At 67.9% G+C, this 25,117-nt stretch carries 20 protein-coding genes, 1 tRNA gene and 2 pseudogenes; 12 read left to right on the plus strand and 11 right to left on the minus strand.

The window, feature by feature from the left end; genetic code table 11:
• The 3 genes from ACFYWI_RS12735 to ACFYWI_RS12745 all read left to right on the plus strand — a co-directional run bounded on the left by ACFYWI_RS12735 (position 1) and on the right by ACFYWI_RS12745 (position 3,586).
• On the plus strand, positions 1-1,761 hold the full coding sequence (locus tag ACFYWI_RS12735; RefSeq protein WP_389230072.1) for an MFS transporter: 1,761 nt from the start codon (positions 1-3) through the stop codon (positions 1,759-1,761).
• Between the two features lie 121 nt (positions 1,762-1,882).
• Positions 1,883-2,845, plus strand: a complete 963-nt coding sequence (locus ACFYWI_RS12740; protein WP_389229672.1) for an adhesin — start codon at positions 1,883-1,885, stop codon at positions 2,843-2,845.
• A gap of 273 nt (positions 2,846-3,118) precedes the next feature.
• Positions 3,119-3,586 (plus strand): hypothetical protein, encoded by a 468-nt coding sequence (locus tag ACFYWI_RS12745; protein WP_389229675.1) that lies wholly within the window; start codon positions 3,119-3,121, stop codon positions 3,584-3,586.
• Positions 3,587-3,788: 202 nt separating this feature from the next.
• Here the strand turns inward: ACFYWI_RS12745 and ACFYWI_RS12750 are convergent, their stop codons facing one another.
• The 4 genes from ACFYWI_RS12750 to ACFYWI_RS12765 all read right to left on the minus strand — a co-directional run bounded on the left by ACFYWI_RS12750 (position 3,789) and on the right by ACFYWI_RS12765 (position 9,582).
• On the minus strand, positions 3,789-4,523 hold the full coding sequence (locus ACFYWI_RS12750; RefSeq protein ID WP_389229678.1) for a serine hydrolase: 735 nt from the start codon (positions 4,521-4,523) through the stop codon (positions 3,789-3,791).
• A gap of 665 nt (positions 4,524-5,188) precedes the next feature.
• Complete coding sequence (locus ACFYWI_RS12755; RefSeq protein WP_389229682.1) at positions 5,189-5,674, minus strand: lamin tail domain-containing protein; 486 nt, start codon at positions 5,672-5,674, stop codon at positions 5,189-5,191.
• A gap of 833 nt (positions 5,675-6,507) precedes the next feature.
• The gene (gene dacB, locus ACFYWI_RS12760) at positions 6,508-8,163 is read right to left on the minus strand and encodes a D-alanyl-D-alanine carboxypeptidase/D-alanyl-D-alanine-endopeptidase (protein WP_389229685.1); all 1,656 of its coding nucleotides are present in this window, start codon (positions 8,161-8,163) and stop codon (positions 6,508-6,510) included.
• 321 nt (positions 8,164-8,484) lie between these two features.
• A complete protein-coding gene (locus ACFYWI_RS12765; RefSeq protein WP_389230075.1) occupies positions 8,485-9,582 on the minus strand; it encodes a hypothetical protein in 1,098 nt (365 codons plus the stop codon).
• A gap of 514 nt (positions 9,583-10,096) precedes the next feature.
• On the opposite strand from ACFYWI_RS12765, the gene ACFYWI_RS12770 reads away from it, so the two are divergent.
• From ACFYWI_RS12770 to ACFYWI_RS12780, 3 genes and pseudogenes are all read left to right on the plus strand, one after another.
• The gene (locus ACFYWI_RS12770) at positions 10,097-10,369 is read left to right on the plus strand and encodes a hypothetical protein (RefSeq protein ID WP_389229688.1); all 273 of its coding nucleotides are present in this window, start codon (positions 10,097-10,099) and stop codon (positions 10,367-10,369) included.
• 658 nt (positions 10,370-11,027) lie between these two features.
• Positions 11,028-13,079 carry a PA14 domain-containing protein gene (locus ACFYWI_RS12775; protein ID WP_389229691.1) on the plus strand — a complete coding sequence of 684 codons (2,052 nt, stop codon included), beginning with the start codon at positions 11,028-11,030 and terminating at the stop codon, positions 13,077-13,079.
• A gap of 87 nt (positions 13,080-13,166) precedes the next feature.
• Positions 13,167-13,554: pseudogene (locus ACFYWI_RS12780) on the plus strand (transposase); the annotation flags it as partial.
• Positions 13,555-14,731: 1,177 nt separating this feature from the next.
• On the opposite strand, the gene ACFYWI_RS12785 reads toward ACFYWI_RS12780, so the two are convergent.
• Positions 14,732-15,970: an IS110 family transposase gene (locus ACFYWI_RS12785; RefSeq protein ID WP_389229695.1), complete on the minus strand. Its 1,239-nt coding sequence runs from the start codon at positions 15,968-15,970 to the stop codon at positions 14,732-14,734.
• A 254-nt stretch (positions 15,971-16,224) separates the two neighbouring features.
• Positions 16,225-16,548, minus strand: a pseudogene (locus ACFYWI_RS12790) (transposase); the annotation flags it as partial.
• Between the two features lie 155 nt (positions 16,549-16,703).
• Between ACFYWI_RS12790 and ACFYWI_RS12795 the strand changes: the two are divergent.
• Positions 16,704-16,940: a hypothetical protein gene (locus tag ACFYWI_RS12795; protein ID WP_389229698.1), complete on the plus strand. Its 237-nt coding sequence runs from the start codon at positions 16,704-16,706 to the stop codon at positions 16,938-16,940.
• A 125-nt stretch (positions 16,941-17,065) separates the two neighbouring features.
• Here the strand turns inward: ACFYWI_RS12795 and ACFYWI_RS12800 are convergent, their stop codons facing one another.
• A complete protein-coding gene (locus ACFYWI_RS12800) occupies positions 17,066-17,821 on the minus strand; it encodes a hypothetical protein (protein ID WP_389229702.1) in 756 nt (251 codons plus the stop codon).
• Positions 17,822-17,901: 80 nt separating this feature from the next.
• Positions 17,902-17,967: transfer RNA gene (locus ACFYWI_RS12805), tRNA-Ser, on the minus strand.
• 321 nt (positions 17,968-18,288) lie between these two features.
• On the opposite strand from ACFYWI_RS12805, the gene ACFYWI_RS12810 reads away from it, so the two are divergent.
• Positions 18,289-19,026 carry a hypothetical protein gene (locus ACFYWI_RS12810; RefSeq protein ID WP_389229705.1) on the plus strand — a complete coding sequence of 246 codons (738 nt, stop codon included), beginning with the start codon at positions 18,289-18,291 and terminating at the stop codon, positions 19,024-19,026.
• 632 nt (positions 19,027-19,658) lie between these two features.
• Here the strand turns inward: ACFYWI_RS12810 and ACFYWI_RS12815 are convergent.
• From ACFYWI_RS12815 to ACFYWI_RS12825, 3 genes are all read right to left on the minus strand, one after another.
• Positions 19,659-20,033 carry a hypothetical protein gene (locus ACFYWI_RS12815; protein WP_389230078.1) on the minus strand — a complete coding sequence of 125 codons (375 nt, stop codon included), beginning with the start codon at positions 20,031-20,033 and terminating at the stop codon, positions 19,659-19,661.
• Positions 20,034-20,653: 620 nt separating this feature from the next.
• A complete protein-coding gene (locus ACFYWI_RS12820) occupies positions 20,654-21,463 on the minus strand; it encodes a protein phosphatase 2C domain-containing protein (protein WP_389229708.1) in 810 nt (269 codons plus the stop codon).
• Between the two features lies 1 nt (position 21,464).
• Positions 21,465-22,301, minus strand: a complete 837-nt coding sequence (locus ACFYWI_RS12825; protein WP_389229711.1) for a sigma-70 family RNA polymerase sigma factor — start codon at positions 22,299-22,301, stop codon at positions 21,465-21,467.
• Positions 22,302-22,467: 166 nt separating this feature from the next.
• Between ACFYWI_RS12825 and ACFYWI_RS12830 the strand changes: the two genes are divergently transcribed.
• The 4 genes from ACFYWI_RS12830 (at position 22,468) to ACFYWI_RS12845 (ending at position 25,113) form a co-directional block, all read left to right on the plus strand.
• Complete coding sequence (locus tag ACFYWI_RS12830) at positions 22,468-22,806, plus strand: hypothetical protein (protein ID WP_389229714.1); 339 nt, start codon at positions 22,468-22,470, stop codon at positions 22,804-22,806.
• Positions 22,807-22,811: 5 nt separating this feature from the next.
• Complete coding sequence (locus ACFYWI_RS12835; RefSeq protein ID WP_389229717.1) at positions 22,812-24,173, plus strand: FtsK/SpoIIIE domain-containing protein; 1,362 nt, start codon at positions 22,812-22,814, stop codon at positions 24,171-24,173.
• Between the two features lie 80 nt (positions 24,174-24,253).
• Positions 24,254-24,448, plus strand: a complete 195-nt coding sequence (locus ACFYWI_RS12840) for a hypothetical protein (RefSeq protein WP_389229720.1) — start codon at positions 24,254-24,256, stop codon at positions 24,446-24,448.
• A 2-nt stretch (positions 24,449-24,450) separates the two neighbouring features.
• Positions 24,451-25,113 (plus strand): DUF2637 domain-containing protein, encoded by a 663-nt coding sequence (locus ACFYWI_RS12845; RefSeq protein ID WP_389229723.1) that lies wholly within the window; start codon positions 24,451-24,453, stop codon positions 25,111-25,113.
• The last annotated feature ends 4 nt before the right edge of the window (positions 25,114-25,117 follow it).

Genomic DNA, 25,117 nt, shown 5'->3' on the forward strand with positions numbered 1-25,117 from the left:
ATACGGGTCCTCCCGTCGGCGCACCCCGGTGACCGCGCCGTCGCGGCCGACCTCCGTGACCGGCTCACCCGCCACCCTGTCGCCCTCACGACGGCCGTCGCCGCGTTCGCGCATCTGCTCTGGTTCTTCCTCTTCGCGAACAGCGGAGGCGACCTCGCGGCCCAGGACGCCTGGGCCGAGTTCGCCGGCCGCCATCCCGACTCGGCGTACAACCTCGCCTGGTACGGCGGGATGCACCCGGTCTCGTACAGCGTGGTCTCCCCGTATGTGATGTCGGTGCTCGGTGTGCGGACGACGATGATCGTCGCGGGTACCGTCTCCGCGGCCCTGACCGCGCTGGTCCTGGTGCGGGTGCGGGCCGTCCGCAATCCCGTGGCCTGCTCGCTCGCCGGTGTGTTCGCGTTCCTGTGCAATGCGCTGTCCGGCCGGGCAACGTTCGGTCTCGGCATGATGTTCGCGCTCGGCTCGGTCGCGGCCGTCTTCTGCTGGCCGCACCGTTGGCGCACCAGGCGCTGGGCAAAGGCCGCGGTCGCCGCCCCGCTCGCCGGCCTCGCCACCGCGGCGAGCCCCGTCGCGGGCCTGTTCCTCGGAGTCGTCGCCGCCGCGCTGTTCCTGAACGGCCGCCGCCCGGGAGCGTACGCCGTCGGTCTTGCCCCCGTCCTGGTGGTGGCGCTGTCGTCCTGGCTCTTTCCCTTCTCCGGTACGCAGCCGATGTCCATCGCGACGGCGTCGCTGCCCTTCCTCTACGCCGTCCTCGTCCTTGTCCTCGTACCGAAGCCATGGCGCACCGTGCGCACGGGGGCCGCCGTGTACGCCGTCGGCACCCTGCTCACCTGGGTGTTCGACTCCCAGGTCGGGTCGAACGTCTCGCGCCTTCCGATGCTCTTCGCGGGGGTGGTGCTGCTGGCCGCCCTGCCGTACACCGCGCCGCGCTCACGCAGGTGGTACGCGGTCGTCCTCGCCGTCCTGGGGCTGAACGCCTGGATCGGCTTCAAGGGCGTGGACGACATCGTGCGCACCGCCCCGGCGGCCTCCTGGAACCGTGAGCCCGCGTCGCTGGTCGACCGGCTCCAGCAGGTGCACGCCGAGCGCGGCCGGGTCGAGGTGGTCCCGGCCTCCAGCCACCGCGAGGCGTCCGCGCTCGCTCCGTACTTCAACCTGGCCCGCGGCTGGAACCGGCAGGCGGACCTCAAGCGCAACCCGCTCTTCTATGACGAGGAGAACGTCCTCACCGCCGACAGCTACCGCGCCTGGCTGGACCGGTGGGCCGTGCACTATGTGGTGCTGCCCGAGGGCGCGCCCGACTCGAGTGGAGCGGTGCGGGAGGCGGAGCTGATCAACGCGGGACAGCCGTATCTGAAGCGAATCTGGGGTGACGCCGACTGGCAGCTGTTCGCGGTCGAGGACCCGGTGCCGCTGGCCGACCCGCCGGCGACCGTGGACCGCGCGGACGCGGACGGGATGACGATCCGGGTGAAGTCCGCGGGCCGGGTGCTGATCCGCGTGCCGTACTCCCCGTGGCTGAGCCTCGTCGACGAGGACGGCAAGGGTGTGGCGGGCCCGCAGGAGACGATGGCGTCGCAGCAGCGCGAGGACGGGCCCAAGGACTTCGTCAATCTGCACGGCTGTCTGCTGAAGGCGGAGGAGGACGCGGAGGGTGACGAGTGGACCGAGCTGCTCGCGCCCCGGCCCGGTGTGTACCGTCTGGCGGCTCCGTACCAGTTTCCGCGCGGCACACCGTGTCCGGATGAACTCCGGTAGCGCCCTGCGCAGCAACCTCCCTGCTCATTACCCGCGTTAACACTTATTTTTACCCTTGGCCCTGGTGCATAGTGGACGCGCTTGGCATACCGGGCAGTTGGTCTACTGGTGCAGGTGCGACATGACGTGCGAACGATGCGGCGGTGGCGGTGCGGAGATGCTGCCGGGGATGACCTGCCGGTGCGCGGAGACGGCCGCTGCCACGGACCGTGCGCGTTCGGGGCAGGGCCCGGTCGCACGGCAGACCCTGCTGGGACGATTCTCGCTGCTGTCCAGAACGGGAAAGGTCCTGCTGGCCGCCGGAGTCGCGCTGACACTGCTGACGCTCGCGGCCACCGGCGTGGGTCTGTACGGGGGTGACGCGGAGGCCTCTGCCGACGCGTCCAACGGCCCCCGCGACGACGATCCGGGGGCAGTGGGTGGCGTGGGCGACCTCGGCGATCTGGGAGGAGCGCCGCAGCGTATCCAGCCCACAGGGCCTCCCGCGGCCGACCCTTCCGACTCCACTTCGCCGTCCGTGTCGCCGTCCTCGCCGAAGCGCCCCAAGAAGCCGCCGCAGCGCTCCGGAAAGGCTTCGTACTCGGCCTGGGCGGGGCCCGGCTGTACCGGCGGCGGCCGCTACACCGAGCGCGGCCGCTTCCGTGACGGCTTCGCCGGCTGGTACACCGTGAAGGTGGGAGGCCACCTCGGCGACGGCTGCGACGGAAGCTTCACGGCGGTCCCGATGTCGGGCAGCCGTACCAAGGACGACAACGGCAGCGCCGTCTGGTCCTGGTACGTGGGCAGCGGCTACGAGACGTGCTCGGTCTCCGTGGTGATCCCGAAGTCACCCCGCCCCGAGGACGCCGCGGGCGAACCCACGACGTACAACGTGCTGGCCGATCCGGATGACCTGGGAAGCGCCGTCAAGTCCTTCGAGATCGACCAGACGCAGCTGCGCGGCAGCGGTCTGATCGTGGAGAAGATTCCGGTACGGGACCAGCAGCTCGCCGTCCAGTTGGTCGACCGTGGCCAGGACGTGGGCAACGACCGCGAAGGAGCCCATCATGCGGCGGCCCAGATGCGTGCGGACTGCCGTATCTGACGGTTCAGTTCGGTACCTCAGGCGCCGAACCGTGGGTAACTTTTCATGGTTCCTGAATGGTTGTGCGTGATGTCTGCCAGTCGGTACGGCGTTCCTGCATAGTGTCCGCCCATGGGGCCAATGGCCCCGGAGGGACGCGGTCGCGTACATCAGGGTGCGCCCGCGGGGACGACTTCGAAGAGGTGTGCCGTGGATGCGGTGCGGGAGCAAGGCAGGCATCGCTCGAAAGACCGGGGCTGGACGGTCGCGGGGCGGATCGCCCTGCCGCAGGGGATGGGAAAGCCTGTATTGGGCACGGGAGTTGTTCTCGTTCTCAGCGCACTGGTGACCGGTGGGGTCATGCTGACGAGCGGCAGCGGCAGCGCCGCGGGCAAGCCCGCGGCGCCGACGGCCGACGCGGAACTCGGCGGCCGGCCCAACCTGATCGTCCCGACGGTGCCCCCGAGTGACGCCTCGTCCTCCGGCACCGCGTCGAGCACCCCCGAGCCGGAACGCACCCGGAAGCCCGCACCCCCCGCGCCGCGGGTGAAGCCGAGCCTGACGCCGACCGCCAGCCCGTCACCGACCGTCGGCAAGCTCCCGGCCCCGTCCCTCTCGCTCCCGCCGACCGGAACCCTCGTACCGGGCGGCCCGTTGCCGGGCGACGACTGCCATGACGGTGGCGGTGGTGGAGGCCGTGGTGGCGGCTGGGGCGGCGGCTACGGTGGCGGCTGGGGTGGAGCCGGCGACCACAACTGCTGATGAACGCGGCCCGTCCCGGTCTGCCGAGCACGTCCGCGGCCCCTCCATCCGGTCGGATGCGAGGCGGGTCAGGTGCCGCCAACGGCAGATCGGTCGACCTGCCGTCGCACCCGTCATCCAACGCTGTTCCCCGTCTCGTCCGGCACGGACACGTGCGGCCGGACTTCGTGGCCCCCGGCTGGAACCACCTGCTGCGCCACCTTCACAGGCGGCCGGGATGGCCGGCGGCCGGGGGAGTCCGGTCCGGGTACAGGTCATGGTGAATGGCCTTTGCCACGCCCTCCACCGTATCCATGCCGTAGTCCCACCCCACCCCCGGCGACTCGCCTTCGGGGACCCTGTTGTTCTCGGTGAGGACCACGAGGCCGTAGTCGTAGGCACGGCCGGTGAACGCGCCCATGCTGTTGACCTTCCAATCCCCTTGGTCCCAGGGGTCCTTGAGCCCGGTCCGGGAACGCTGAAGCCACCCGTTCTTGACCTGTACGGCTGAGTCCGGGGGAGCTCCGGCAGGCGTTCCCCACCGCTGGTCGTCCTGCACGTCACGCATGAGGCCCAGGATGTAGGCGCGCTCTTCGGCGTTCAGGACCGAGTCGTCCTCAGCGGTGAGCAGCTCGAGCAGTTTGGCCTGGTCCCCTGCGGTGACCTGAGTCAGGCCCATGAAGCCTGCTTCGTCGAGGATGGTGTTCTTCATCCCGGCCTTGTCCAGGAAACTCTGGATGTTCTTGAGGCCCAGGCTGTCCCACAGGGTGTACGTCGCGTCGTTGTCCGAGCTCACGATCATCTGCCTGGCCAGGTCCTGCTCATCCTCGGACAGGTGATGCACGCCTCTGTCCAGGAGCAGGGCCCCCAATATTATCGGCTTGACCGTGCTCGCCGAGTCGTAGTGCTTGTCCGCGCCGTATGTGCAGGACGTATGGGTGGTTCGGTCGTACAGCACCACCGAGGCGTGACTGGCGCGATTCTCCAGCGACCTTGCTATGTCTCGAGTGAGTGCATGTGCCAGTCCGCGGCTTTCGGACGTGCATTCAACCGGCTCGCCCTTGAGTCGTTGGGATGCGAATTTTATGTTCCATGTCTCATGCGAGACGGTTGCCGTGGAGGCAGGAGCGACGGCCGAAGTGACCGCAAGGACAGCTGCTCCTAAAGCCACCTTTGAAGCTATCTTGCTGAGCGCCAACTTCTTTCCCTTTCTGTGTTTTCGGCCCACCTGGGTGTACGCGCCAGTAGGCCCGGTCCGGTGTGATCCGCAGCAAGGTTTGGCAAGTAGCGGTTTGGCAATTCGGTGCAGCTCGGCACCCGTGGTGACATTACAAGCTGGGTATGGGCCTGGCCTGTCGGGTAAGCCGATAGATTTCGGCAGGTCTGTCTCCGGCAGCCGATGAGGTGAAATCAGGTCCGCCGAACGGGCCCTCTTCACTCGATTATGCGTGAAGGGGAGCGGCGCCTTCGCTCACCAGGGAACCCGTCCCCTCACCGCTTCCGGCGTGTGGTGCGGCCGCTGGACGTCGATGTGCCCCGGGCAGGTCACGCTGCCCGGGGCACACGGTTCATGGATGGTCGGGCCGTCTGGTGTCGACGGGCAGACGGCCCTCACCGGCTGGGTCAGTGGTGACCGTGCCGGCGTCCCCAGGACTCGGTGTCGATGGTGCGACCGTGGGCATTGCGCAGGGTCGCGGTGTCGGAACGGTTGTCCCACACGTAGGTGTGGCGGTCCTGGAAGAGGTCGGTCCGGGTGTCGCGGCCGTGGCCGGTGTGGATGCGGATGGTGGCGCGGCCGGGGAGGCGGACGTCGTCGAAGCGGTAACGATTGCCGTCCGAGTTGCGCAGGGTCCAGCCGTCGAGGTCCACGCTGCGGCGGCTGTTGTTGGTGATCTCGACCCACTCGGCGTTCAGGGACCGGTTGGTGCCGTTGTCGTGTCCGGGGCTGTTGGCCTGCACGTCGCTGATCTCGACCCGGGAGTGCTCGCGGGGCCGGTCGCGGTTGCGGTCGTTGTCGTGGGCCGAGGCCGGCAGGGCGACGGCGGAGAGGACGGCGCCGGCCGCGAGGGCGGTCGCGGCGATCCGGCGGGCGGTGCGAGAAGCAGACATGGGTGACATCTCCTCAAGAACGGTGCTCCACATGCCGATGAGGGCTGGTGGAGCGGTGCGGGATCCCGGCCCGTGCTGGGCCGAGGACCCAAACTCTGGGGCGTCGCCGAGGCCGGCGGCAGGACAATCGGTGGGGGTTACCGTTTGCTGACATTTCCGTAACAGGCGCCTGTATCGGACACGCATATGCGGCGAGCGTGGCCCTGACATTCACTGACCGCTACATCGATCCGTTCAACGATCAACAGCAAGCCCTTGCGGGGACCGGCGCACCACCCGGGTGCACCACCCGCCACATCATCCGGACGGCGGACAGGATCTTGTAACGACCCTTCTGCACGTTTCTTCGCACACGCGACGCAGCGTCGGACAGGCGGATGGAAAGTGGAGCGGTCCTGCCGTGACGGGGATGCGAGACGGGGCCCCTCCTCTTCCCGTCCGCCCCCGCCGCGGCGGTCAATGCCCATCCGCGGTCAGGGGACGCGGTGGTCACCCGTCCAGGTGGTATGCCTCTGTTCCCCGTGCCAGGGGATGTCGCCGGTGTGTGCTGCTGTTGGTGTCGGCGCCGATGCCGGGAAGAGCGCGGGGTACGACACGCAGCCGTAGAAACGGCCCGGGAGTCCGTCGCTCGTTACGCCGGCGCCCACACTTCAACAGGGCCTGCAAGGCCACGGGCGACTTCGTCGACGTTCTGTAGTCGTAGCTCACGACGCCCCAGCTCGGCCCGATCTCCAGGAACTACCGTAACGGTGCGAGGGCGAGAGGCCGTTGGCTGTATCCCCGACAACCGCACGGCGTGCAGATGCCCTCGATCGGCCGCGTTTCAGTCCTCTTCAGTCTTCCCGCCGCGCCGCCGACTCCTGCAGATACGCGGAGATCACGGCGAGGTCGTTGGCAATGCCCAGTACGCCGTTGACGTCGGTCGTCGGGGTGGAGGCGCCGTTGACGCCGGCGTAGAAGACGTCGAAGCGGCCGTTGCCCTTGTCCAGGTAGCCGGCGAGGGTGATGGCGCCGACGCCCAGGCGGTTGTTGAGCGCGTCCAGCCCGACGGCGGCGCCGGTCTTGGCGAACACCTTTCCTCGCGCGGGGCAGTCGCGGCAGTTGTTGGCCAGCAGGCCGTCGACGCCGAGTATGGGAAGCGAATTCCGGAAACGCTCCGCCTCGGGGGTGCGCAGCCAGTACGTCAGCATCTGCACCAGGGCTTTCGGCGTGGCCCGGTCGACGGGATTGCCGCCCCGGCCGTCCGCGAGCTGCACCTGCTTGCGGTCGACGCCCGCGCGGTCCAGGAAGTCGGCCAGGACCGGGAAGCCGTTCATGCAGTCCTTGCTGCCTGTCGTGACGGCCATCAGGCACATGCCGAGGTTGGCGCCGAGGTTGTGGCTGACCTTGAAGATGAGCTTGGCGTACTGGGCGTAGGGCGGGGATGTGTACGTGGCCACGCGCGGCCGGCCCTCGTATGAGCTGGGGAGCCGGTCGGCCGGGTTGGGTCCCGTCGGGTTGGCGGTGACCTCCACCCCGGCTCGTTCGAGCGCCTCGATCAGCGCGGTGCGTCCGAAGGCCGCCGGGTCGGCGATGTCGGACACCTTCAGCGCCGGGTCGGCGTCGGCTGCGATGGTGCCGGACAGTTGGATCCGGGTGCCGTTGTCGGAGGTTGTCACCCCGATGTCGGTCGGCTCCCCCGCTGCGACGGTCTTAACTGTCGACGTGACGCGGTACGGGGCGACTTTCGGCCGCCAGTCCAGCTGCGCGGGCGCGCCGGGGCGGTCGCCGGGTGTGGTGAGCAGGTCGATGAGATTGTCGTTGATGATCAGCGGGGTCGGGGTGGGGTCGAAGACGGGCTCGGGCAGGAAGAGCCGGTCGTCGACGATCACATTCCCGTCGACCTGGGTGATGCCGGAGCGCCGTACCTGTTGCGCGATCAGGTCGATCCCGGCGAGTGGGTTCTCCGGGGTGAGCGTGGCGCCGGGGAAGCTGTTGGCGTACGTGTGGTCGAGGTCGGTGTAGGCGACCGTGCCGTCGGGGCGGGTTCTGCCGCCCATGGTGAGGTCGCCCTGGGCGACCAGGTCGAGATTGCCCTCCAGGGTGCTCCCGCGCCGCTCGCCGACCGCGTAGACCGGCGTCCTGAAGCGGTGGTCTCCGCCGAGGGCCTTCCACGTCCCGGACACGCTGAACAGCTTGGCCGTCGACCCGGGTATGAAGAACTGCTCGGCGAACCGGCTGTGGACCACGCGCCCGCTGTCCGGGTCGCGCTGGAGCAGGCCCCACTGGGCGTTGGAGTAGTCCGGCTTCCGCATGATCTCCGTAATCCGCGGGTCCAGCCGGTCGGAACCGCCGTCGTCGGGCGGCGACGTCGCCCGGGCTGCCGTGCTCGAAGCCAGGGCTCCGAGCAGCAGGACGCAGCATCCGGCGACAATGCGACGCCGAAAGGACCCTGGATTCTCTCCTCGCACCACAGCACGCCCCGTTCGTCTCGGCGGCCTCCACCCCATGGGGTCAGGTATGCACCCATGGGGCGCCGGATGCACGCGGCGCGGACGGGCGCCGCCCGATGGGCGCGCCACATTCGTCCGAGAGCCCTGTGCCGCCCAGTCGTGACAGCCGTCCCGGACTGTGGGCCAGTCCGTCGTACAGAGCTGCAGCCCCGGCGATGTCGTTGCAACAGCCCCGGAGTCCACATTCTCCCCCGAAGGCCCACGCGGTGCCATATGACAGGTTGACGCCGTAGGAGAGCCGGTTCTCGCGTCGGGATGCTCAAAGGACGTGAACCGAGCCCGGAGGATCAGTTCGCCGATCGTCCGAGCCACTGCCGCTCACGACCGTGTGGCGGTCCCGCACCCTGCATCGCCGGCCTCCCTCATGCGCGCGTCCATCGACGTGCTCCGGTCGTACGGGTCGACCTCGGGGCCGTCTCCCGGGCCCCTGGCAGCGCGCTCCGAGCCGAACTCGGGGGTGAGGTAGCCGGTGAAGGTGTCGCAGCCGCCGTTGGTGGTGTCCACCTTGTAGGAGACGAGGGAGAACATCCCCGGCCTGACGACCACCTTCGCCGGGTTGTCCCAGCTCATCACGACCTCACGGCGCACGATGGTGCGCGCGACTTCGTCGCCTCCCGCTGCAGCGCGTACGACCGGATAGACGTACGTGACGTCGGTGGTCACCTCGACCGCACCGCGCTCACCTTCCCGGTACGTGATCCGTCCTCGTGTCTTGACCACGTTCCCGAGAGGTCGCACCTTCGTTTTCGCGAACCGGCTGAACAGCAGCAGAGGATCGTTCTCCCGACTGGGAGCGCGGAACGCGGTCGCCAGGTAGTCCTGGACATCCTGCTGATGCGGATTGATCAACGCGATCGCCTTTCTCGGCCGCTCCCCGCGCAGCACACCAGGATCCAGACTGGACGCGGCAAGGAAGTCCCGGGTCCGATCGAGTGCCTGCCCGACCTGCTCCTTGCTCATCCAGCCGGTCGCCCGTGCCGCAGGCATACCGATCCCTGCCGTCCCGTCGCCCCACCGCGCCGCGGGCGACCCCTTGAACGGCTGCTTCACTGTGGGCAGTTGGTCTGCCGACTCGGTCGCCGGCGGCTGATCCGGACGTTCCGACTCCGAGGCGAGCGGTGCACTCTCACCGCCTCCGCCTCCGAACCATCCAGCCACCCGCCCCGGATCCAGTGCCACGACCAGCAAGCCGACCGCAACAAGCAGACCGACCGCGTACCAGCCCTTACCCCGCCGTCGCCGGGCCGGCTGGTGCGCCCGCCACCCCTCTGGCCGGCCGGTCTCCTCCCGCAGCCTCCGCGCCACCATCCGGGCCCGCGCCGACGGCTCCTCGGGCGCACCCTGTGTCCCGGCCTCGGCCTCCCGCAGGAAGCGCTCCCACTCCTCGTCCGGTATGGACACCCCGCCCTTGCCCACGATGGGCTCCCGTCCCTTCTCACGCACCCGGTCCCTCCCCAGGGCCGGTCATGATCCGTGCATCATCACACACCGCAGCTCGGCGCCGTGATCCGCATCCAGGGCGCGAAGTTCATCAGCATGAGCTGGGGTGACAGCGAGAACCCCGTTCAGCCGATCCTCGACCAGACCTTCTTCAACTTCCCTGGCATCGCGTTCGTCGCAGGTTCCGGCGACATTGGTTGCAAACCCTTTGGCCCGCCGCCTCCCAGTACGTCACCGCCGCCGGGGGCACTCGACTCGACCGGGTGCACAGACCAATCCCGGGCCCCAGAGGAAGCGTTATCGCTGGTACGAGACCGCGTGGGCCCAGGGCGGATCCGGCTGCGCCCCATTCCAGCCCAAACCGCCGTTCCAAACCGACCCCCTCTGGCCCAGGCGCACCCTCGCCGACGTCTCCACGCTCTAGCGACCCGGCAACCGGCCTGGCCATCTACACCACGCCCCCACTTCAAGCGGCCAGACCGGATGGCTGGTGGTCGGCGGCACCAGCGTGTCCTCGCCGCTGATCGCGGGCATCTACGCCCTCGCAGGTGACCCGGGCCCGAACGACCGCCCCAACTCCTACCCCTACGCGAACCCACGGAAGTTCTGGGACATCACCGAAGGCTCCAACGGCTCCTGCGGCGGCACCTACCTCTGCACCGCCGTCCCCGGCTACGACGGCCCACCGGCATTGGCACCCTCCGCGGTGCCCGCGGCCTGCGGCCCTGACCTCAGGCTGACCGGGCTCAAGCCCGACGTCTGAGCCGCAGTGCGTCAACACCCCTAAATGACCGGGCATCCACACACCCGAGACCGGTCCCCAACCACGTCGGCGGTGGCACACTGAACAGACAACGGGCCCTCGAACCGTGGCCTCGACACTCACGGTTCGCGCCGGGCTCCGGTCCCACGTCAAGCCAACGAACCAACCCCGAACAGCCCTCACTTCCCGGTCTTGGCGGTATCCGCTGGTGGTGGGTAGTGCTCGCATCCGCGGCTGTACTGGCCGCGGTGTGGGCGACCGCTGCCCTGTTGCTGCGCCAAACCGCCGGTACACAACCAGGCAGCGAACGCTCGCAGCAGCGGATCGAGGTGGTGCGCACCGCTCTGGCCGCAGGTGCGGGCGTGGGCGCGGCCAGCACCACGAGGAGGCCACCGAGAGAACGTCGCCGGACGGGAACATGCGCACCCTGCTGCTGATCGGCTCCTCGCAGACGCGGGCCGTCGAGCGGGGCGGCGGCCGGACTATCACCTGGACGCCGCGCCGCTACGGCTGACGTCCACCGGTACGGCCGACGCGTGGCGAACGTCCGTGAAAAAGGTGAGAGGGCGGGGCAACCCTGCCATCGCCTCATGGGTCACACAGGCGTCACCTGTTTCACCTGTTTCCCATTGGTCCGGAAGGGGCCCCACTCTCTGTGATGACTCGTACCCGGCTGACCGCGCTGGCCGTGACGGCCGCCCTCGCCGCCACCGGCGGCCTGATCACCGCCGCCCCGGCCTCCGCGGCCGTCACCTGCACCTCTCCCGTCTGGAAGGCGCAGTACTTCGGCAACTCCACCTTCAGCGGCACGCCGAAGCTGACCGCCTGCGACTCCGCCATCGGCGAGAACTACGGGTACGGCGACCCGGCCGGCGTCACGCTGCCCAAGGACAACTTCTCCGTCCGCTGGTCCCTCACCCGGGACTTCGGCTCCGGCGGCCCGTTCCGGCTCTCCGCGGCCACGCAGGACGGCATGCGCGTCTACGTCGACGGCGTGCGGAAGATCGACCTGTGGAAGAACGTCTCCACCACCGCTCGCAAGACCGTCGACCTGACCATCCCGGCCGGCAAGCACACGATCCGCGTGGACCACGTTGCCTGGACCGGCTTCGCCCACGCCGGGTTCACGTACGCCCCGCGCACCGAGGCCGCCGTCGACACGGTCAAGCCGCTCGCCCCGACCGGCCTCACTGCCGCGTACAACCGGGACACCACGAAGACCACCCTGCGCTGGGCCGCGAACAAGGAGATGGACCTGGCCGGTTACCGCGTGTACCGCCGGCTGAGCACCACCCAGTGGGCGAAGGTCGGCGGCTCGTCGCTGCTCACCTCCCCGTCCTTCGTGGACGCGACGCCCGCCACGGGCCAGACCTTCCTGTACGAGGTCCGCGCCGTCGACAAGGCGGGCCGTGAGTCCGCCGGCAGCCTCGACGCCACCGCTGCGACCGTGGACCGCACGGGCCCGGCGGCGCCGACTGGTCTCACGGTCGCCGGCGACGCGTGGTGGGCCACCCTGGCCTGGCAGGGGGTTGCCGACGCCGCGAAGTACGAGGTGTACGCCGCCTCCGCGGCCACCGGCCCGTTCGAGCTGCTGGGCACGACGACCGCCACGTCGTACCGCACCGACGCACCCGTGAACACCGCCCGGTACTACCGGGTCCGCGCCCTCGACGCGCTCGGCAACCCGTCCGCGTACGCCGCAGTCACCGGCGACGGCGTCGACCGGACGCCGCCGAAGTCCCCGACCTCCCTCGGCTCCGTCGTCCGCGTCGGCTACACCGACGTGTACTGGAAGCAGCCCGACGGCTTCTACGAGGACTTCGACAACGGCGGGACCTACCGCGTCTACCGCTCGCCCGGCAAGGCCCTCGACCCGGCCGCGATCACCCGCGTGACCTGCGCCGAGGAGAGCGACGAGACCAGCACCGGCGGCATCTGCCACGACCTGGACATGCCCGCGGGCACGTACGTGACGTACGCGGTCGCGGCGGTGGACCCGGCCGGCAACGAGTCGGCGCTGTCCGCCCCGCTCGTCGTCCGCACCGGCGACCGCGTCGCGCCCGGCCCGGTCACCGGAGTGAAGGCCACACCGCGCGCCGACGGCGTGCTGGTGAGCTGGGCGGCCTCGACCGAGGACGACGTCGAGCGCTACGCGGCCTGGACCGGCGTCCGGCAGGCCGACGGCACGGTCAAGTGGCTCAGCTCCACCTCCTGCCGGGAGGGCACGAGCGACCCGCTCGCGGCCCTCTGCGGCGACCTGCCGGACGGCGAGACGTACGTGTACGCGGTCGTCGCCAAGGACCGCTGGGGCAACGCGCTGCCCCCGAGCGACCCGAAGGTCACGGTCGTCGAGGCCACCGAGCTGGACGTCCGGCCGTCCGTGACGGTCACCCGGGACTGGGACCTCGGCAGCATGGGCTACGGCACCGTGATCGGCGGACCCGACGAGGACGGGCCGTCCATCAACTGGCGTTGCGACAAGGCGGCTGAGTGCGACACCGTCGCGGGCTACCGGGTCAGCCGGTGGAACGCGGCCACGAAGGCGTACGAGCCGCTGCACGCCGGACTGCTGCCGGCGGACACCCGTGCCTACACGGACACCACGGCCACGCGGGGGACCACGCACTTCTACACGCTGGAGGCGGTGCGCGTCGACGGCAGCGTCGCGGGCACGCACGTGTGGAGCTGCGTCTTCCAGGACCGCGTCTAGTAGTGCTTCGTGAGGTCTGCCGATCTTGGCTGGTCGGGGGCATGGTGGAGGAGTGAGGCTTGGGGAGGTGGACGGCTCCGGGGTGAGTTGTCGGAGTTCGTTGCTGATGTGTTCGCCTCGCTTCCGCGGGATCAGCGCCGGTGGGGCGGGTGTTTTCTGCGGGGCCTGATGCTCGATGGCCGGCGCAAGTCGATCCAGCCGATGGCCGAGCGGCTCCCGGACGGGAACATGCAGGCCCTGCAGCGGTTCGTGAGCCAGTCGCCGTGGGATCCGCTGCCGGTGCGGCGGCGGATCGCCGAACGCGTGACCGCGGCGATCAACCCGCACGTGTGGGTGATCGACGACGTGTCGTTCCCCAAGTGCGGCACCCGGCCCGGGGGCGGCCCGTCAGTACTGCGGGGCGGTGGGCAAACGGGCGAACTGCCAGGTCGCGGTCAACGTCCACGCCGCCACGGACACCGCCTGCTGCCCGCTGAACCGGCAGGCTTGTCCTGCGCGGGAGGGGATGTAGGACCCGGTTCCCCATGGTTCCCCTCTCGCCCCCGACTGATCGGGCACGCAGCAGAGGTGAGGGACACGCAGCGCGAGGCTGTCCGCCGTCCCGGTTGGTGCCGGGGCCCTCGCCTCAGCCGTCCACGTCCGCGCAGATCGCCCGGACGAAATGGTCGGACGCGAACGACTCCGGCGGAGATTGGTTTTGGACCTGCGCGAACCATTGGGTGCTTGTCACCGGCCCGTTTGACACGACGTAGGGGGCAGCGCCGCTCCACTGCTCAGTGAAGAGACCGCCGCCGGTGAGAATCTTCCCTGGGGGACAGACTGCCTGCGCCCCACAGAGCTGCTGCGGTTCGCACGAGAAGGGCACAGAAACAATCTCAAGCCCTGTGAGACCAGGAGCACCGGTGGCGCCCGCGGGCCCTGTCGGACCCGTTGCGCCCGTCGGCCCTGCGGGACCGGTCGAGCCCGTTGCGCCCGTTGCGCCCGTCGGCCCGGCGGGACCGGTGGGACCCGTGGCTCCCTTGCGGCACTTGTCGCCGCGGGTGATGTTCTCCAGCCACTCGTGCGGCTTGTCGGGCCTGGCCGCGCATTCTTCTCCAGCCGGCAGGGCTGCCGCGCCGTGACGAGGCGACGGTTCGAAGCCCTGGGCCGCTGCCCCTACGGGACCTGCCATCCCCACCAGCACGAGAGTCAGCAATGCCGTGGTGCCGCCGACGCACCAAGCTCTCTTTCGCGGGAGAGGGCCGAGAGCCGACTTCGTTCTGTGCTCAGGACTCATGGGTGCTCCTTGCAAACCGATTCGAGTGAGGCACCGTAAATCAGTGCGGTCCTTCCGGCATTCTCGGTTTGCGGTGGCAACGGCTTGAGGACATGCCCGAGAGCGTCAACCCATCGGCGCAACGGCGGCGTGCACGCAGCGGCAATGTGGCCACCCGTGGGCCCGGATGCCCCGGTGCCGCGTGAGTGCGACCACTCCGGCCGCGGAGCTCGTGCTGCTGTCGCGGTGGCGACTCCAATGGAGTACCTGCCGGCGGGTCCGACACCCTTCACAACGGCTGTTATTGACCGGTAAGACAGTAAAGGCCCTTTCTACTCCCTGGCATGTGCTCGCGCGGTCGGCGGAGTCTGATTCGAAAATCCCCCGACACCGCAGTTCAGGCCGGTTCCGCTGATTGGAGGGACACTTGATAGCCGAGCATGTTGAGTTGGCTGACCAGGCGCCGTGTCTGTCGCGTCCGGCCGGTTCGCTGGAGGAAGTAGTCCGCTCCGAGGTCGGTGTACTCGGCGTCGTTGGTGAGCATGTGCCAGATCGAGGTCAGGATCGTGTGGCCGACAGCGACCAGGGCGCGCTTCTTACCGCGGCGGATCGCGATGCGTTTGTAGCGGGACGCGAGGTAGGTGTTCTTGCTGCGGGCGGCCGCGGTGGCGGCGAGTCCGAGCGCGTTCTTCAGCCACGGATCGCCGGGCCGGGACTTGCCGGAGGTGTGCTTGCCGGCGGACTCGTAGTTTCCCGGACACATCCCGGCCCACGAGGCCAGGTGCGCGGCCGAGGGGAAGCGGGCCATGTCCGCGCCGATCTCGGCCAGGATCATCTCCGCCGAGCGGGTGCTGACGCCGGGAATGGTGGTCAGCAGCTCGATCTGGCGCCGAAACGGCGCGAGTTGGCGGACAATCTCCTCGCTCAGCCGGGCTTCGGTCGCCCTGATCGCATCGATCCGGGCGAGCATGGTGCGTGCGAGGAAGGCGTGGTGGTCGGTGAACTGGCCGGTCAGCGCCTGGGTGAGAATCTGGCGTTTGGCGCGCATGCTGGCGAGGGCCATCTCTGCGAGGACCTGCGGGTCGCGCTCTCCTGCGATCAGGGCCTCCAGCATCGCGCGGGCGGACTTGCCCAGCAGGTCCGAGACGACCGCGGACAGCTTGATCCCCGAGTCCTCCAGGAGCTTCTCCAGCCTCTGGGCCTCACGGGTGCGTTCACGGATGACCTCGGTGCGGTAGCGGGTCAGGTCCCGCAGCTGCCGGATAGCCGGCGGCGGCACGAACGAGGGCCGCACCAGGCCGTGTTCAACCATCCTGCAGATCCACTCGGAGTCCGCGACATCGGTCTTGCGGCCAGGCACGTTCTTCATGTGCCGGGCGTTCAGAAGCCAGCACTCGATGTCGTTCTCCAGCAGATAGAACACCGGCTTCCAGTACGAGCCGGTCGCTTCCATGCCGACCACGGTGACCTGTTCAGCGAGCAGCCAGTCCCGCATCCCCAGCAGGTCCCGGGTCATGGTGGAGAACGTACGGATCTCCTTGCGGCGGCGTTTGCCCGGTCCCGGGACGCGGACGCAGACCTTCACGTCCGCCTTGCCGATGTCGATTCCGGCGCATCGTTCGTGGACCACGTCCATGCCCCGGTCCTCCCCTCGCGCTCATGCGGTGTGCTGTTGTGCAGCAGCCGTCCGGCGGGGACCGAGCAGGCAAAAGAATCTGATTCACATGCTCGAAGCAACACTTCCGGGTGCCTGACGAGGGGTCCTCAGCGTCCTACTCAATGTCGGGCTCCGGTGGCGCCAAGACTCCGCGACGTCAGCCGGACGACCACCGCCAATTTTCTCCCCTTTGGGGGGTCGCCGTCAGGAGATCGGATTACTCAATGACCCGGTCAAGCTGCCGCGGGAGCCGTCGGTGGGGCTGTGGTGAAGCGGCGACTGTCTCGGAGTAGGGCCCAGAGGACGTTGATGCGTCGGCGGGCGAGGGCGATGACGGCTTGGACGTGTTTGCAGCCCTCGGCTCGCTTCTTCAAGTAGTAGTCACGGTTGGGGCCTTCGCGGATGATGCTGGTCTGGGCGGACAGGTAGAAGACCCGGCGCAGGCGTCGGCTGTAGCGCTTGGGGCGGTGGAGGTTGCCAGTGCGTCGTCCGGAGTCCCTGGGGACGGGCACGAGGCCGGCGGCGGAGGCGAGGTGGCCTGGGTCGGGGTAGGCGGCTGCTCATCGGCTGCGGAGCGTCGGCAGCACACGCGCCCTGTGCGGCCCTGGCCGAGATCTTCGTCGCCGGGCGGATCGATGCGCTGTCCTTTGAGTCGAGGCTCAGTGAGAAGTTCCCCGGCCTGCGGGACATCTCCGATGCAGACTTCGCCGTCGTGAACGAACTCTTCTACGTCGTAGAGGATTTCGTTGCGGATGAGCTCGCACGGGTTCCCGGCGATGCAGCGGAGGCCGAACTGCTGGCAGTCGCAAGGACCTTCCTTACAGCCTGTTGCAACCCGAGGAAAACGATCAGGGTCGAGACTAGGGGCGCCTCGTCTCCGGCGACGAGCAGGGCCGGTACGCTCGCCGGAGAAGACGAAGGCGTCACGTGCGAGTTCGCCGCCGAGTGACTTGCAGCGTTCCTCGGCGCGGGTCCGGTGGGCGACCAGGACGGCGCGTGTGATTACGTCGATGGCCTGCTTTCGGCGCTGGTGCGTCTTGGTGTCCTTGATACGACGGCCGTTGTGGGAGTGCTTCACGAGAGTTCGAGGCGGTCGAGGTTGATGTCCGACCTGCGAAGTGCGCACATTTCCCCGCGGCGTGAGCCGGTCACCATCGTCATGAACAGGAACGTCCCCCAGTCCAGGTCCCGTTGCCAGGACGTGTTGAGGACAAGGGCTGCTTCCTCCGGAGTGGTCGGGTCCGGGTTCGGCCTCGGCTGAGACGGGGGTTCGGCGAGGGCGGCGACGTTCGTCGTCACGTAGCCCCATCGCAGGCCGCGGTCGAGTGCGGGCCGCAGGATGAAGTGAATCTTGCGGATGGAGTTCGGCTTGAGGTCCCTGCAGACGTGTTTCTTCTTCGTCGTGGGGTCGGTCTTCCCGTTGCGCCTGCCGTCGCACTGCTCGCGGCACTGTCGAAGGCTGGCATAGAAGAGCTCCAGCATCTCCGCGGTCAGCTTGCCGGCCTTCAGGTCGCCGAAGGTCGGCCTGAGGTAGTTAGTGACGATGCCCTCGGCCCGCTCCCGCGAGGTCTCCTCCAGCTCGGCCACCCCGAGCCAGCGGTCGAACAGGAACGACATCGTCACCTGCGTCTTGGGGTGCCGCTTCTCGTCGACCTGGTGGAGAAGCCTGGTGCGGATCTTCTCGGCTTCGGCCATCGTCTCGGCCTGGTCGTGGAGGTAGATGTCCTTCTTCGTGAGCGGGTCACGTCCCGCGTAGACGCGGACCTGGAAGCCGGCCCCATTGGGGCGGATACTGCCGCGCTGACGTCGTCTGGATGTCGTGTTCGCCATGACTCTATTCATGGTTAATGCCATGGCTACGACGAACAGCGCGCCCGTCCCGGAAGGACGAACGCGCTGGTCAGACAGTGTGCCCCCGGCAGGATTCGAACCTGCGACACCCGCTTTAGGAGTTCGAGCGCGGGTCGCCTGGAGGCACTTCACGCCAGAAGAGCATGGTCCTGTCTGACCGCCCTGGACCGCTGGTGTTCCCCTACGTTGATGTCAGCCATGGATGTCACCACGTGCAGGTCACCGGGTGCATGGAGGGCGGGTTGGCCGATGGAGAATCGCCCCGCCCGAACTGCGGTTGACCGTGACTGACCGTCCGATGTGGCACGACTGTGCACGCCCAGAGTCTTCGGCAGCTCACCGTCCGAGCAGGCCATACATCCACGGATGGCGCTCAGGGGGCGACTGAAACTCGGCTTCCCGGGTAACAATCGAGCGCCGGTCGCTCCAGAAGAGGGGAAGCAAACATGGAAGTTGTGAGCTTGGGAGTCTCTTTTGCGAGTACCGTAGTGGCCATCATTGGAGCCGTTTATAGTGCTAAAGCCATTCGAATCAGCAGCAAGCTATCTCAGGAATCGAATCGCCTAGCCGGTGAACAAGAGCAAATCAAGCGCACGATAAAGTCCAACGTGGTGGGGCGGCTGCTCGCCATATATCAGACAATCCTGGACTTCGATGACTATATATGGCTGGCCTATAGGGACGAGTACCCCTTTGATGCCGACGTTGTGGCAGAGTTTTATCTAGATCGCTTCACAGAACTCACGGGTGTCCGTACCAGCGGGGCATATACAGAATACTTGAGGGTGCTTGAAGATTTTCCTGGTGATGTAGTCGTCGATAGAGATGACATCTTGGTCAGTGTGAGGGAAATAGGCGAATCTGACGAGTCCCGCATTCGCCAATTCGAGGGCGAGCAAGTGCGTACAATTTTTTTGGAATTTGAGAAATCTTTCTGGCGCAACCTTTTCCATGTGAGTCAGAAGATACGTAATCGCCCCACATTGCGCGAACCTGGAGAGCGCCCGGGATGGCTTGATCGGCTTGACGGTGAAGTGGCTTCCGGCGTGGAAGCAGTGATGCTGTATTCTTTTCACAACATGAGAGACTTGGAGATTTTTGTACCGTTGCTGCGCAGGTATGGGGATCATGTGACCGACGTAATCGAGCAACGGTTGGGAACGTCTGTTGCGGAGACCCGCTAAATTGCAAGGCGAGCAGCGGGCCACTCAAGGAAGCTCGGCTAAACAAAGCTGCGTAGGACGAGACGCCAGTGGAATCTCATTTGACGATCTTGAAAACCGTCGTGGCAGCAATGTCACCGTGGGTTCAAATCCCACACCCACCGCAGATGAACGGCCCCTGACCAGGTAACTCGGTCAGGGGCCGTTGTGCTGCGCGGTGTCCGCTCGTCGCCGAGGTTCGCCGTGGTTCCCCACTCGATCGGGCACGGATGGGGCACGGACCCCTTCGTCCCGAAGCAACTCGGGCAGCAGACTGGATAGTGGCTAGTGCGTCGTTGACCTGGGTGGACAGGACGCAGATGTCCGCCGTTGTTCGGGAACGTACGCCGCGGTTGTCACGCAGTTAGACACTCGGCGGTAGTTGTCACTCGGAAGCGGTGTTGCCAGTCGTTGAGTCTGTCCGACGTTGGATGTGTCGTCGGTGAAGGCGCCGTACCGATAGGCCGGCCAGGCTGATGAGTACACCACTGAGTAGGTTGATGGACAGATCGCGGATCAACGGCCACATGAAGGCGTGGATGCGCTAAAGGGCCGGACCGCGCATCGCGCTCCTTGTTTCGTAGACGTCAGCAGAGTTGGATCACAGCACTAGATCAGCCCCGGCCCGAAGCAGATACCAGCGGAAACGGCGCATGGCCATTCACGTCAGGTTCTGCGCTTCGGCGCGCGGGAAGACGGCGTGGGGGCACCGCGCCCAGGGAGAGCTTCCTCGACCTGGACCGGCGGGCGGAGGCATCTTCCACCCTGAACTGCCCCTTTGCCGCGGTGCGGACCTTGCTGATCACGGAACGGCGCGAGAAGGGGGTGAGGACGCCCTTCGGGCGGCAGATCTGGAGTGTGGCTGTTTCCAGGGTCGTGAACACCCGCTCGCAGCCCGAGCACAGACGGCGCCGCCTGATTGCGCAGCCGTCAGCACTTTCTCTGATCGCGAGCACGCTGGTGGGAGCCGCGCAGAAGGGACACTGCATGGTCAACTCCTCTCCCAACTATGCATGCACCACGACCCCAGTTCGAGCAAGTACCGACCCTGTGTCAGTACTTCTGAGCTGGGGTCGTTTCGCGCTGTCGAGAAGCGTAGCGCTTTGGAGGGCTAAGTGGGGGATAGGTACCACAAGTTGTGGGCGTGCCCTCGAAGTTGACCACTAGATCTAGGGGTTGGGTCGAACCCTCCAGAATACCGGCACTCACTGACAGCGGTCGGTGTAGCGGCTTTGGGCGGGAGCTGGCATGGGGCGAGAGATCGGGGCCCGTAAGCTTTCCGCGACTCGGGCAGTCTCTGGACCTGCCCGCAATAGCCCGATGTGGGCCCCGATCTTGGAGGCTCGCCCCATGGTGGCTGCCTAAAGCCGTGGAGCCGACCGGCCCCAGCCACAGCGGGCTACCGTCCACTGCATCAGGTGTGCTCGCTCTAGCTGCGCGGCCGGCGGAGCCGGGGCCCGGAGCGGGGCGGAGACAGGAGCGTCGGGGCCCGGCGCTGGAGCCGGGGGCCGCGCGCGGCGAGCGGAGCGAGCCGCCTTGAACCCGTACTGAAGATTTCTACTCACCCGACCAACAGGCTCACGACCAACAGGCTCACTGTGCAGCGGCGTCAGGGCATCAACAGGACTGCTGTCGCGTCGTCATGGCGCTTGCCGCGTGGCCACCGCTTCCCTTCAGGGTCAGCGTTCTCCATCGCTCGGGCGCGGTTGATCAGACTCTGTGGACCCTCAGATTCGAGCTGGTGCATGGCTTCGCCCCAGGTCATTGCGTGGAAGTCGTCCACTGGCCTCGCCGCCCCGTCGGTGAGCAGTGCGGCGGTGTGGATCTCCGCGAGTGGCGTCGAGCCCACTAGGGCTTCCTCGGCAGCCTTCGGGTCATGAGCTGCCACCCAGTAGCCGTCTGTCGTGTTCATGGCGGCGCGCTGGGCGTACGCCAGCCGGCGGCGCCTCTCCTCGGACTCCATTCCGCGCAAGGACTCTGCCATTTCATCGAGTTGGCTCGTCGTCACGTCGGAGAGACGGTGGTCCGAGATGGTCTGGAGCCCGTGAAGCCTCTTGATTGCTACGGTCGAGTCGCTGAGCGCTAGCCACTCCATCCGCTGCCCACGGAGTCGCACCATGGCCACAGTGGCCGTTGGCGTCATCGGGTTGCCGAGGTCGCAAGTCGAGCCGTGGAGCTGGCTGACGTGACGGATCGCGTCAGCCAAGCACTCTGTCAGGCTGGTCCGTTGCCCGATCGCCCGGCGGTGCAGGTCGGTACCGAGCTGTTGGACGAACCATGGCACCCCGTGGACACATCCGATGCTCAAGCCATCCGGGATGCCCGCGCCGTCGAGCACGACTGCGACGTCCGGGCTGGCGATGACGAAGTCTTCGTTCTCACGGCCCGGCCTGGGGGAGCTGGCGAACGAGACACGCATGTCAGGCAGCCTCGTGCCGGAGGATGTCGGTCACGGCTCGGGCACCCGTGATCCGCTTGCTCCCGGCTTCGTAGTCACAGCCGATAACCATGGAGAACGGGTCGCTACCGGCCTGCTCGTAGAGCTCTGCAAGGTGGCCGGAGAGGTAGTGGGCAACGCCCAGAGAGCCGACAGCGTGCACACCTGCAATCAGCAGGAAAGTGCCCTCACCGTCCGGCCGCGGCAGTCGACCGAGATAGGCAACGTCCCCGCACTCCGGATCGCTCGGCTCGTCGTTCGGGGACGTGTAGACCTGCTGACTCTCGCGGTCGATCAGCGCCCACCTGCCGTCATCCAGCGTCTCGAACGACAGCCGGGGGTCGGCCTCCAAGGCTGCGGCGGTGATCGGCGACGTCTTCGGTCCGCAGACGACGACGAGCCCCTCGCGGTTAAGGTCAATGTCCCCGGACGTGGGGATGTATTCAAGCTCGCCCTCAAGCTGCAACCGGTGCGCCAAATTGATCAGCTGCTGTCCCGTGGCGCTGTCCTCCAGGGCGACATACTCGCGTTCACCGGGTCGCTGCGGGACAGCAACCTGCACGCGGTCGAGGCCCAGAAACGCACGCTCGGTCGGCGGGCCGGCGTCCTTGAGTTGGGCAACGCGGGCGCGGCTGACTCCCATGAGCTTGGCTACGTCAGCCATCGACAGGCCGTTCTGACGCAGCCACGCGATGCTTTCCTTGCGCATCCGGGACGTCTCCACGACGGCGGCTTGCAGCTCCTCCATCAGCTCAACCGCGGCTTTGACTCGCAAGCCGTGGTCCTTGATGGCTGCTACGCGTCGGACTTCATTGATCATTGCCCGACGCCTCCGATCTGTCGCAGGGCGGATGGCTTCACATCCCGATGATAAGGGGGGCTTGACACTGGCGCCAGGCAGGTGCACCTTTGTGTTAACCCCCCCTTAGCAGTCGCCGAGGGGCGCCTCGAATGGTAACCCCCCCTTACCGGTAGGAGATCGCTTCATGTCCAGCTTCAAGATCGACACTTCGACCGCCATCGTGTTCGTCGCGGTCGAGCCCAAGCTGAAGGTCATCAACAAGCAGACGGAAGAGGTCGCCGTCGACCGCGAGACCGGCGCGAAGATGATGACGGTCGGCCTGACCATCGCGGATGAGGGCGAGGCGAACCTCTACACCGTCTCGGTCCCGGAAACCGGCGTTCCGGCGGGGCTCACGCTCGGCATGCCGGTCAAGGTCGTCGGCCTCAAGGCGCGCGACTGGGAGAACACGTTCAACGGTGAGAAGCGCTTCGGCATCGCCTTCCGGGCGGTCGCGCTGGTCGCCCCGTCCGGCAAGGGCTGAGCGGCATGTCGACGAACTCGTTTCTCGTCTTAGCCCTGGTCGTCGTCGCCGCAGCTCTGGTGCTGCGGCGGCTGCGCCCGGCGTGGTACTGGCTGACCTTCGGTGTTGTCCTCGCGATGGGCCGGGTGGTCGTCCGGTACGCGTCGGTCATGGACGCGTGCGGGCTGACTGTTCCGCCGTCCCGGCTGCGCCTCGCCCTGGCCCGCATGGCCAACCGCCCGGCGCCCGACTCTCGGTGTCCGCGGATTGTGCGGATGCGGCCGACGCGTACCGGGCTGGTGCTGCGGCTGAAGCTGCGGCCCGGTCAGGACGCCTTCGACTTCGCGGCCTCCACCGACCGGCTGCGGCACTCGTTCTCCATGCACGGCATCGCCTCCCGTGAGATCAAGTCCGGTGTCATCGAGCTGCGGATGACCGGCTACGACGTGCTCAAGCGCGTGCAGATGCCCGCAAAGGCCGAGCGGGAGGGCCTGCGGATACCGGTCGCCCTGCGGGAGGACGGAGAGGTCCACTACCGCGACTACCAGGAGGTGCCGCACTCGCTGAACCTCGGGGCGACCAAGTCCGGGAAGTCGGTCTTCCAACGCCACCTGGTCAAAGAGCTCGCACCCCTGCATGTCGCCCTGGTCGGCATCGACTGCAAGGAAGGAGTGGAGCTGTTCCCGCTGGCCCGCCGCTTCTCCGCGTTGGCCGACAACCCGGACGATGCCGCCGGCCTGCTGGAAGCACTCGTTAAGCGCATGGCCGACACCTACCAGGTCATCCGGCGCGAGCAGCGCATCAGCGCCGATACGCCGGATGCGGAGATCACCGCCGACATCTGGGGCCTGCCCGAGCACCTGCGCCCGGTCCCGGTCGTGCTCCTGGTCGACGAGGTCGCCGAACTCGCCCTGTTATCCAACGCGGCGGAGAAGAAGCGCCGGGAGCGGATCATCACCGCCCTGGTCCGCCTGGTCCAGCTCGGCCGCGCCGCCGGGATCTACGTGGAGATCTGCGGGCAGCGCTTCGGCGCCGAACTCGGGGACGGGATCACCATGCTCCGTGCCCAGCTGACCGGCCGCGTCTCGCACCGGGTCAACGATGAAGCCTCCGCCAAGATGGCGTTCGCCGACATCTCCCCCGACGCGGTGCTGGCCACCACACAGATCCCCGTCGAACGCCCCGGCATGGCCGTGGCCGGTGATTCCACGGGCGGCTGGGTCCGCATCCGCACCCCGCACACCTCGATGCGCCAGGCCGTGACCGCCTGCAACACGCACGCGCACCGCACCCCGGTACTGGAGGGCCTGGAGCCCTTCCGCCCGGTCCTGCCCGGCCTGGACGCCTTCGACGTCCCGGCCCCGGTCACCGAGCCCGCTCCCGCGTAACCCACCCCTGCACCCCGGTCGGCACGACCGCATTCGTGCCAGGTCCCTACCCGTCCCATGCCGGAAACAGGAGTAATCCCATGGCCGATCGCGAGGACTTCGACCTCACTGTGTCCCTGCTCTGCGGACTGGCCCTGTACGCCCACACCCCCGGCGCCGACACCGAGTTCGTCACCGCTATCGGCCCCGCCCTGGCCGCCTCGCTGCCGCCCGGAATCCTGCCGCCGGGTTACGACCCTACCGACGGCCCGGACTACCCCGGCCAGGAGCGGTGACCATGGCCACCCCCAAGCTCGCGGTCCGCTTGGACGCCGTGCTCGTCCAGGCGGTCATCGCGGGAGCCCTGTCCTTCGCCCACCTCCATGACCTCGCTGCCGCTGCCGGACAGGACGGCTGGAAAGCCTGGGCCTACCCCGTCAGCGTCGACCTGCTCATGGTCGCCGCCTGGCGACGGCTGAGGACCCTGCGCCCGACCGGCGAACCTGTCCGCGCCGCCTGGTTCTGGTTCACCGTCGCCCTGACCGCCTCCCTCGGCGCGAACATCGCCACCGCCGGACTCCTCGACCTGACCCACGTGCCCGCCTGGCTGCGCATCCTCGTCGCCGGATGGCCTGCCCTCGCCTTCCTCGGCGGCACCCTCCTCGTCCACACCCCCACCACCGAACCGGTGCCCCTGGCCGAGCCGGTCACAGTGCCGGCCGCATCGGCGCCCGAACCCGAGCCCGAGCCCGAGCCCGCTGCGGTCGAGGCTGCGGAACCTGCCCCCACCCTGCCCCCACCGCCGCCCGCGGATGTGCCGCCCGCGCTGGTGGACCACGCCCGCAAGGTCGCCGACGCCCACCGCTCGGCAACCGGCTCCCCGATCGATGCCGACACCCTGCGCGACCGCCTCGGCCTGCCCGGCCCGATGGCCGAGCAAATCGCCGCCCAACTCGTCTAACGGA

This window comes from Streptomyces sp. NPDC002889 (genome assembly GCF_042888425.1).
In the GTDB taxonomy this organism is placed as follows: domain Bacteria; phylum Actinomycetota; class Actinomycetes; order Streptomycetales; family Streptomycetaceae; genus Streptomyces.

What these genes read in the sequence shown, in the direction of transcription:
- ACFYWI_RS12840 (WP_389229720.1), top strand. Translation starts at nt 24,254, where the DNA reads ATGGCCGATCGCGAGGACTTCGACCTCACTGTGTCCCTGCTCTGCGGA.
- ACFYWI_RS12810 (WP_389229705.1), top strand. Translation starts at nt 18,289, where the DNA reads ATGGAAGTTGTGAGCTTGGGAGTCTCTTTTGCGAGTACCGTAGTGGCC.
- ACFYWI_RS12835 (WP_389229717.1), top strand. Translation starts at nt 22,812, where the DNA reads ATGTCGACGAACTCGTTTCTCGTCTTAGCCCTGGTCGTCGTCGCCGCA.
- ACFYWI_RS12815 (WP_389230078.1), bottom strand. Translation starts at nt 20,033, where the DNA reads ATGCAGTGTCCCTTCTGCGCGGCTCCCACCAGCGTGCTCGCGATCAGA.
- ACFYWI_RS12800 (WP_389229702.1), bottom strand. Translation starts at nt 17,821, where the DNA reads ATGGCGAACACGACATCCAGACGACGTCAGCGCGGCAGTATCCGCCCC.
- ACFYWI_RS12775 (WP_389229691.1), top strand. Translation starts at nt 11,028, where the DNA reads ATGACTCGTACCCGGCTGACCGCGCTGGCCGTGACGGCCGCCCTCGCC.
- ACFYWI_RS12745 (WP_389229675.1), top strand. Translation starts at nt 3,119, where the DNA reads ATGGGAAAGCCTGTATTGGGCACGGGAGTTGTTCTCGTTCTCAGCGCA.
- ACFYWI_RS12830 (WP_389229714.1), top strand. Translation starts at nt 22,468, where the DNA reads ATGTCCAGCTTCAAGATCGACACTTCGACCGCCATCGTGTTCGTCGCG.
- ACFYWI_RS12820 (WP_389229708.1), bottom strand. Translation starts at nt 21,463, where the DNA reads ATGCGTGTCTCGTTCGCCAGCTCCCCCAGGCCGGGCCGTGAGAACGAA.
- ACFYWI_RS12845 (WP_389229723.1), top strand. Translation starts at nt 24,451, where the DNA reads ATGGCCACCCCCAAGCTCGCGGTCCGCTTGGACGCCGTGCTCGTCCAG.
- ACFYWI_RS12825 (WP_389229711.1), bottom strand. Translation starts at nt 22,301, where the DNA reads ATGATCAATGAAGTCCGACGCGTAGCAGCCATCAAGGACCACGGCTTG.
- dacB (WP_389229685.1), bottom strand. Translation starts at nt 8,163, where the DNA reads ATGGGGTGGAGGCCGCCGAGACGAACGGGGCGTGCTGTGGTGCGAGGA.
- ACFYWI_RS12755 (WP_389229682.1), bottom strand. Translation starts at nt 5,674, where the DNA reads ATGTCTGCTTCTCGCACCGCCCGCCGGATCGCCGCGACCGCCCTCGCG.
- ACFYWI_RS12785 (WP_389229695.1), bottom strand. Translation starts at nt 15,970, where the DNA reads ATGGACGTGGTCCACGAACGATGCGCCGGAATCGACATCGGCAAGGCG.
- ACFYWI_RS12740 (WP_389229672.1), top strand. Translation starts at nt 1,883, where the DNA reads ATGACGTGCGAACGATGCGGCGGTGGCGGTGCGGAGATGCTGCCGGGG.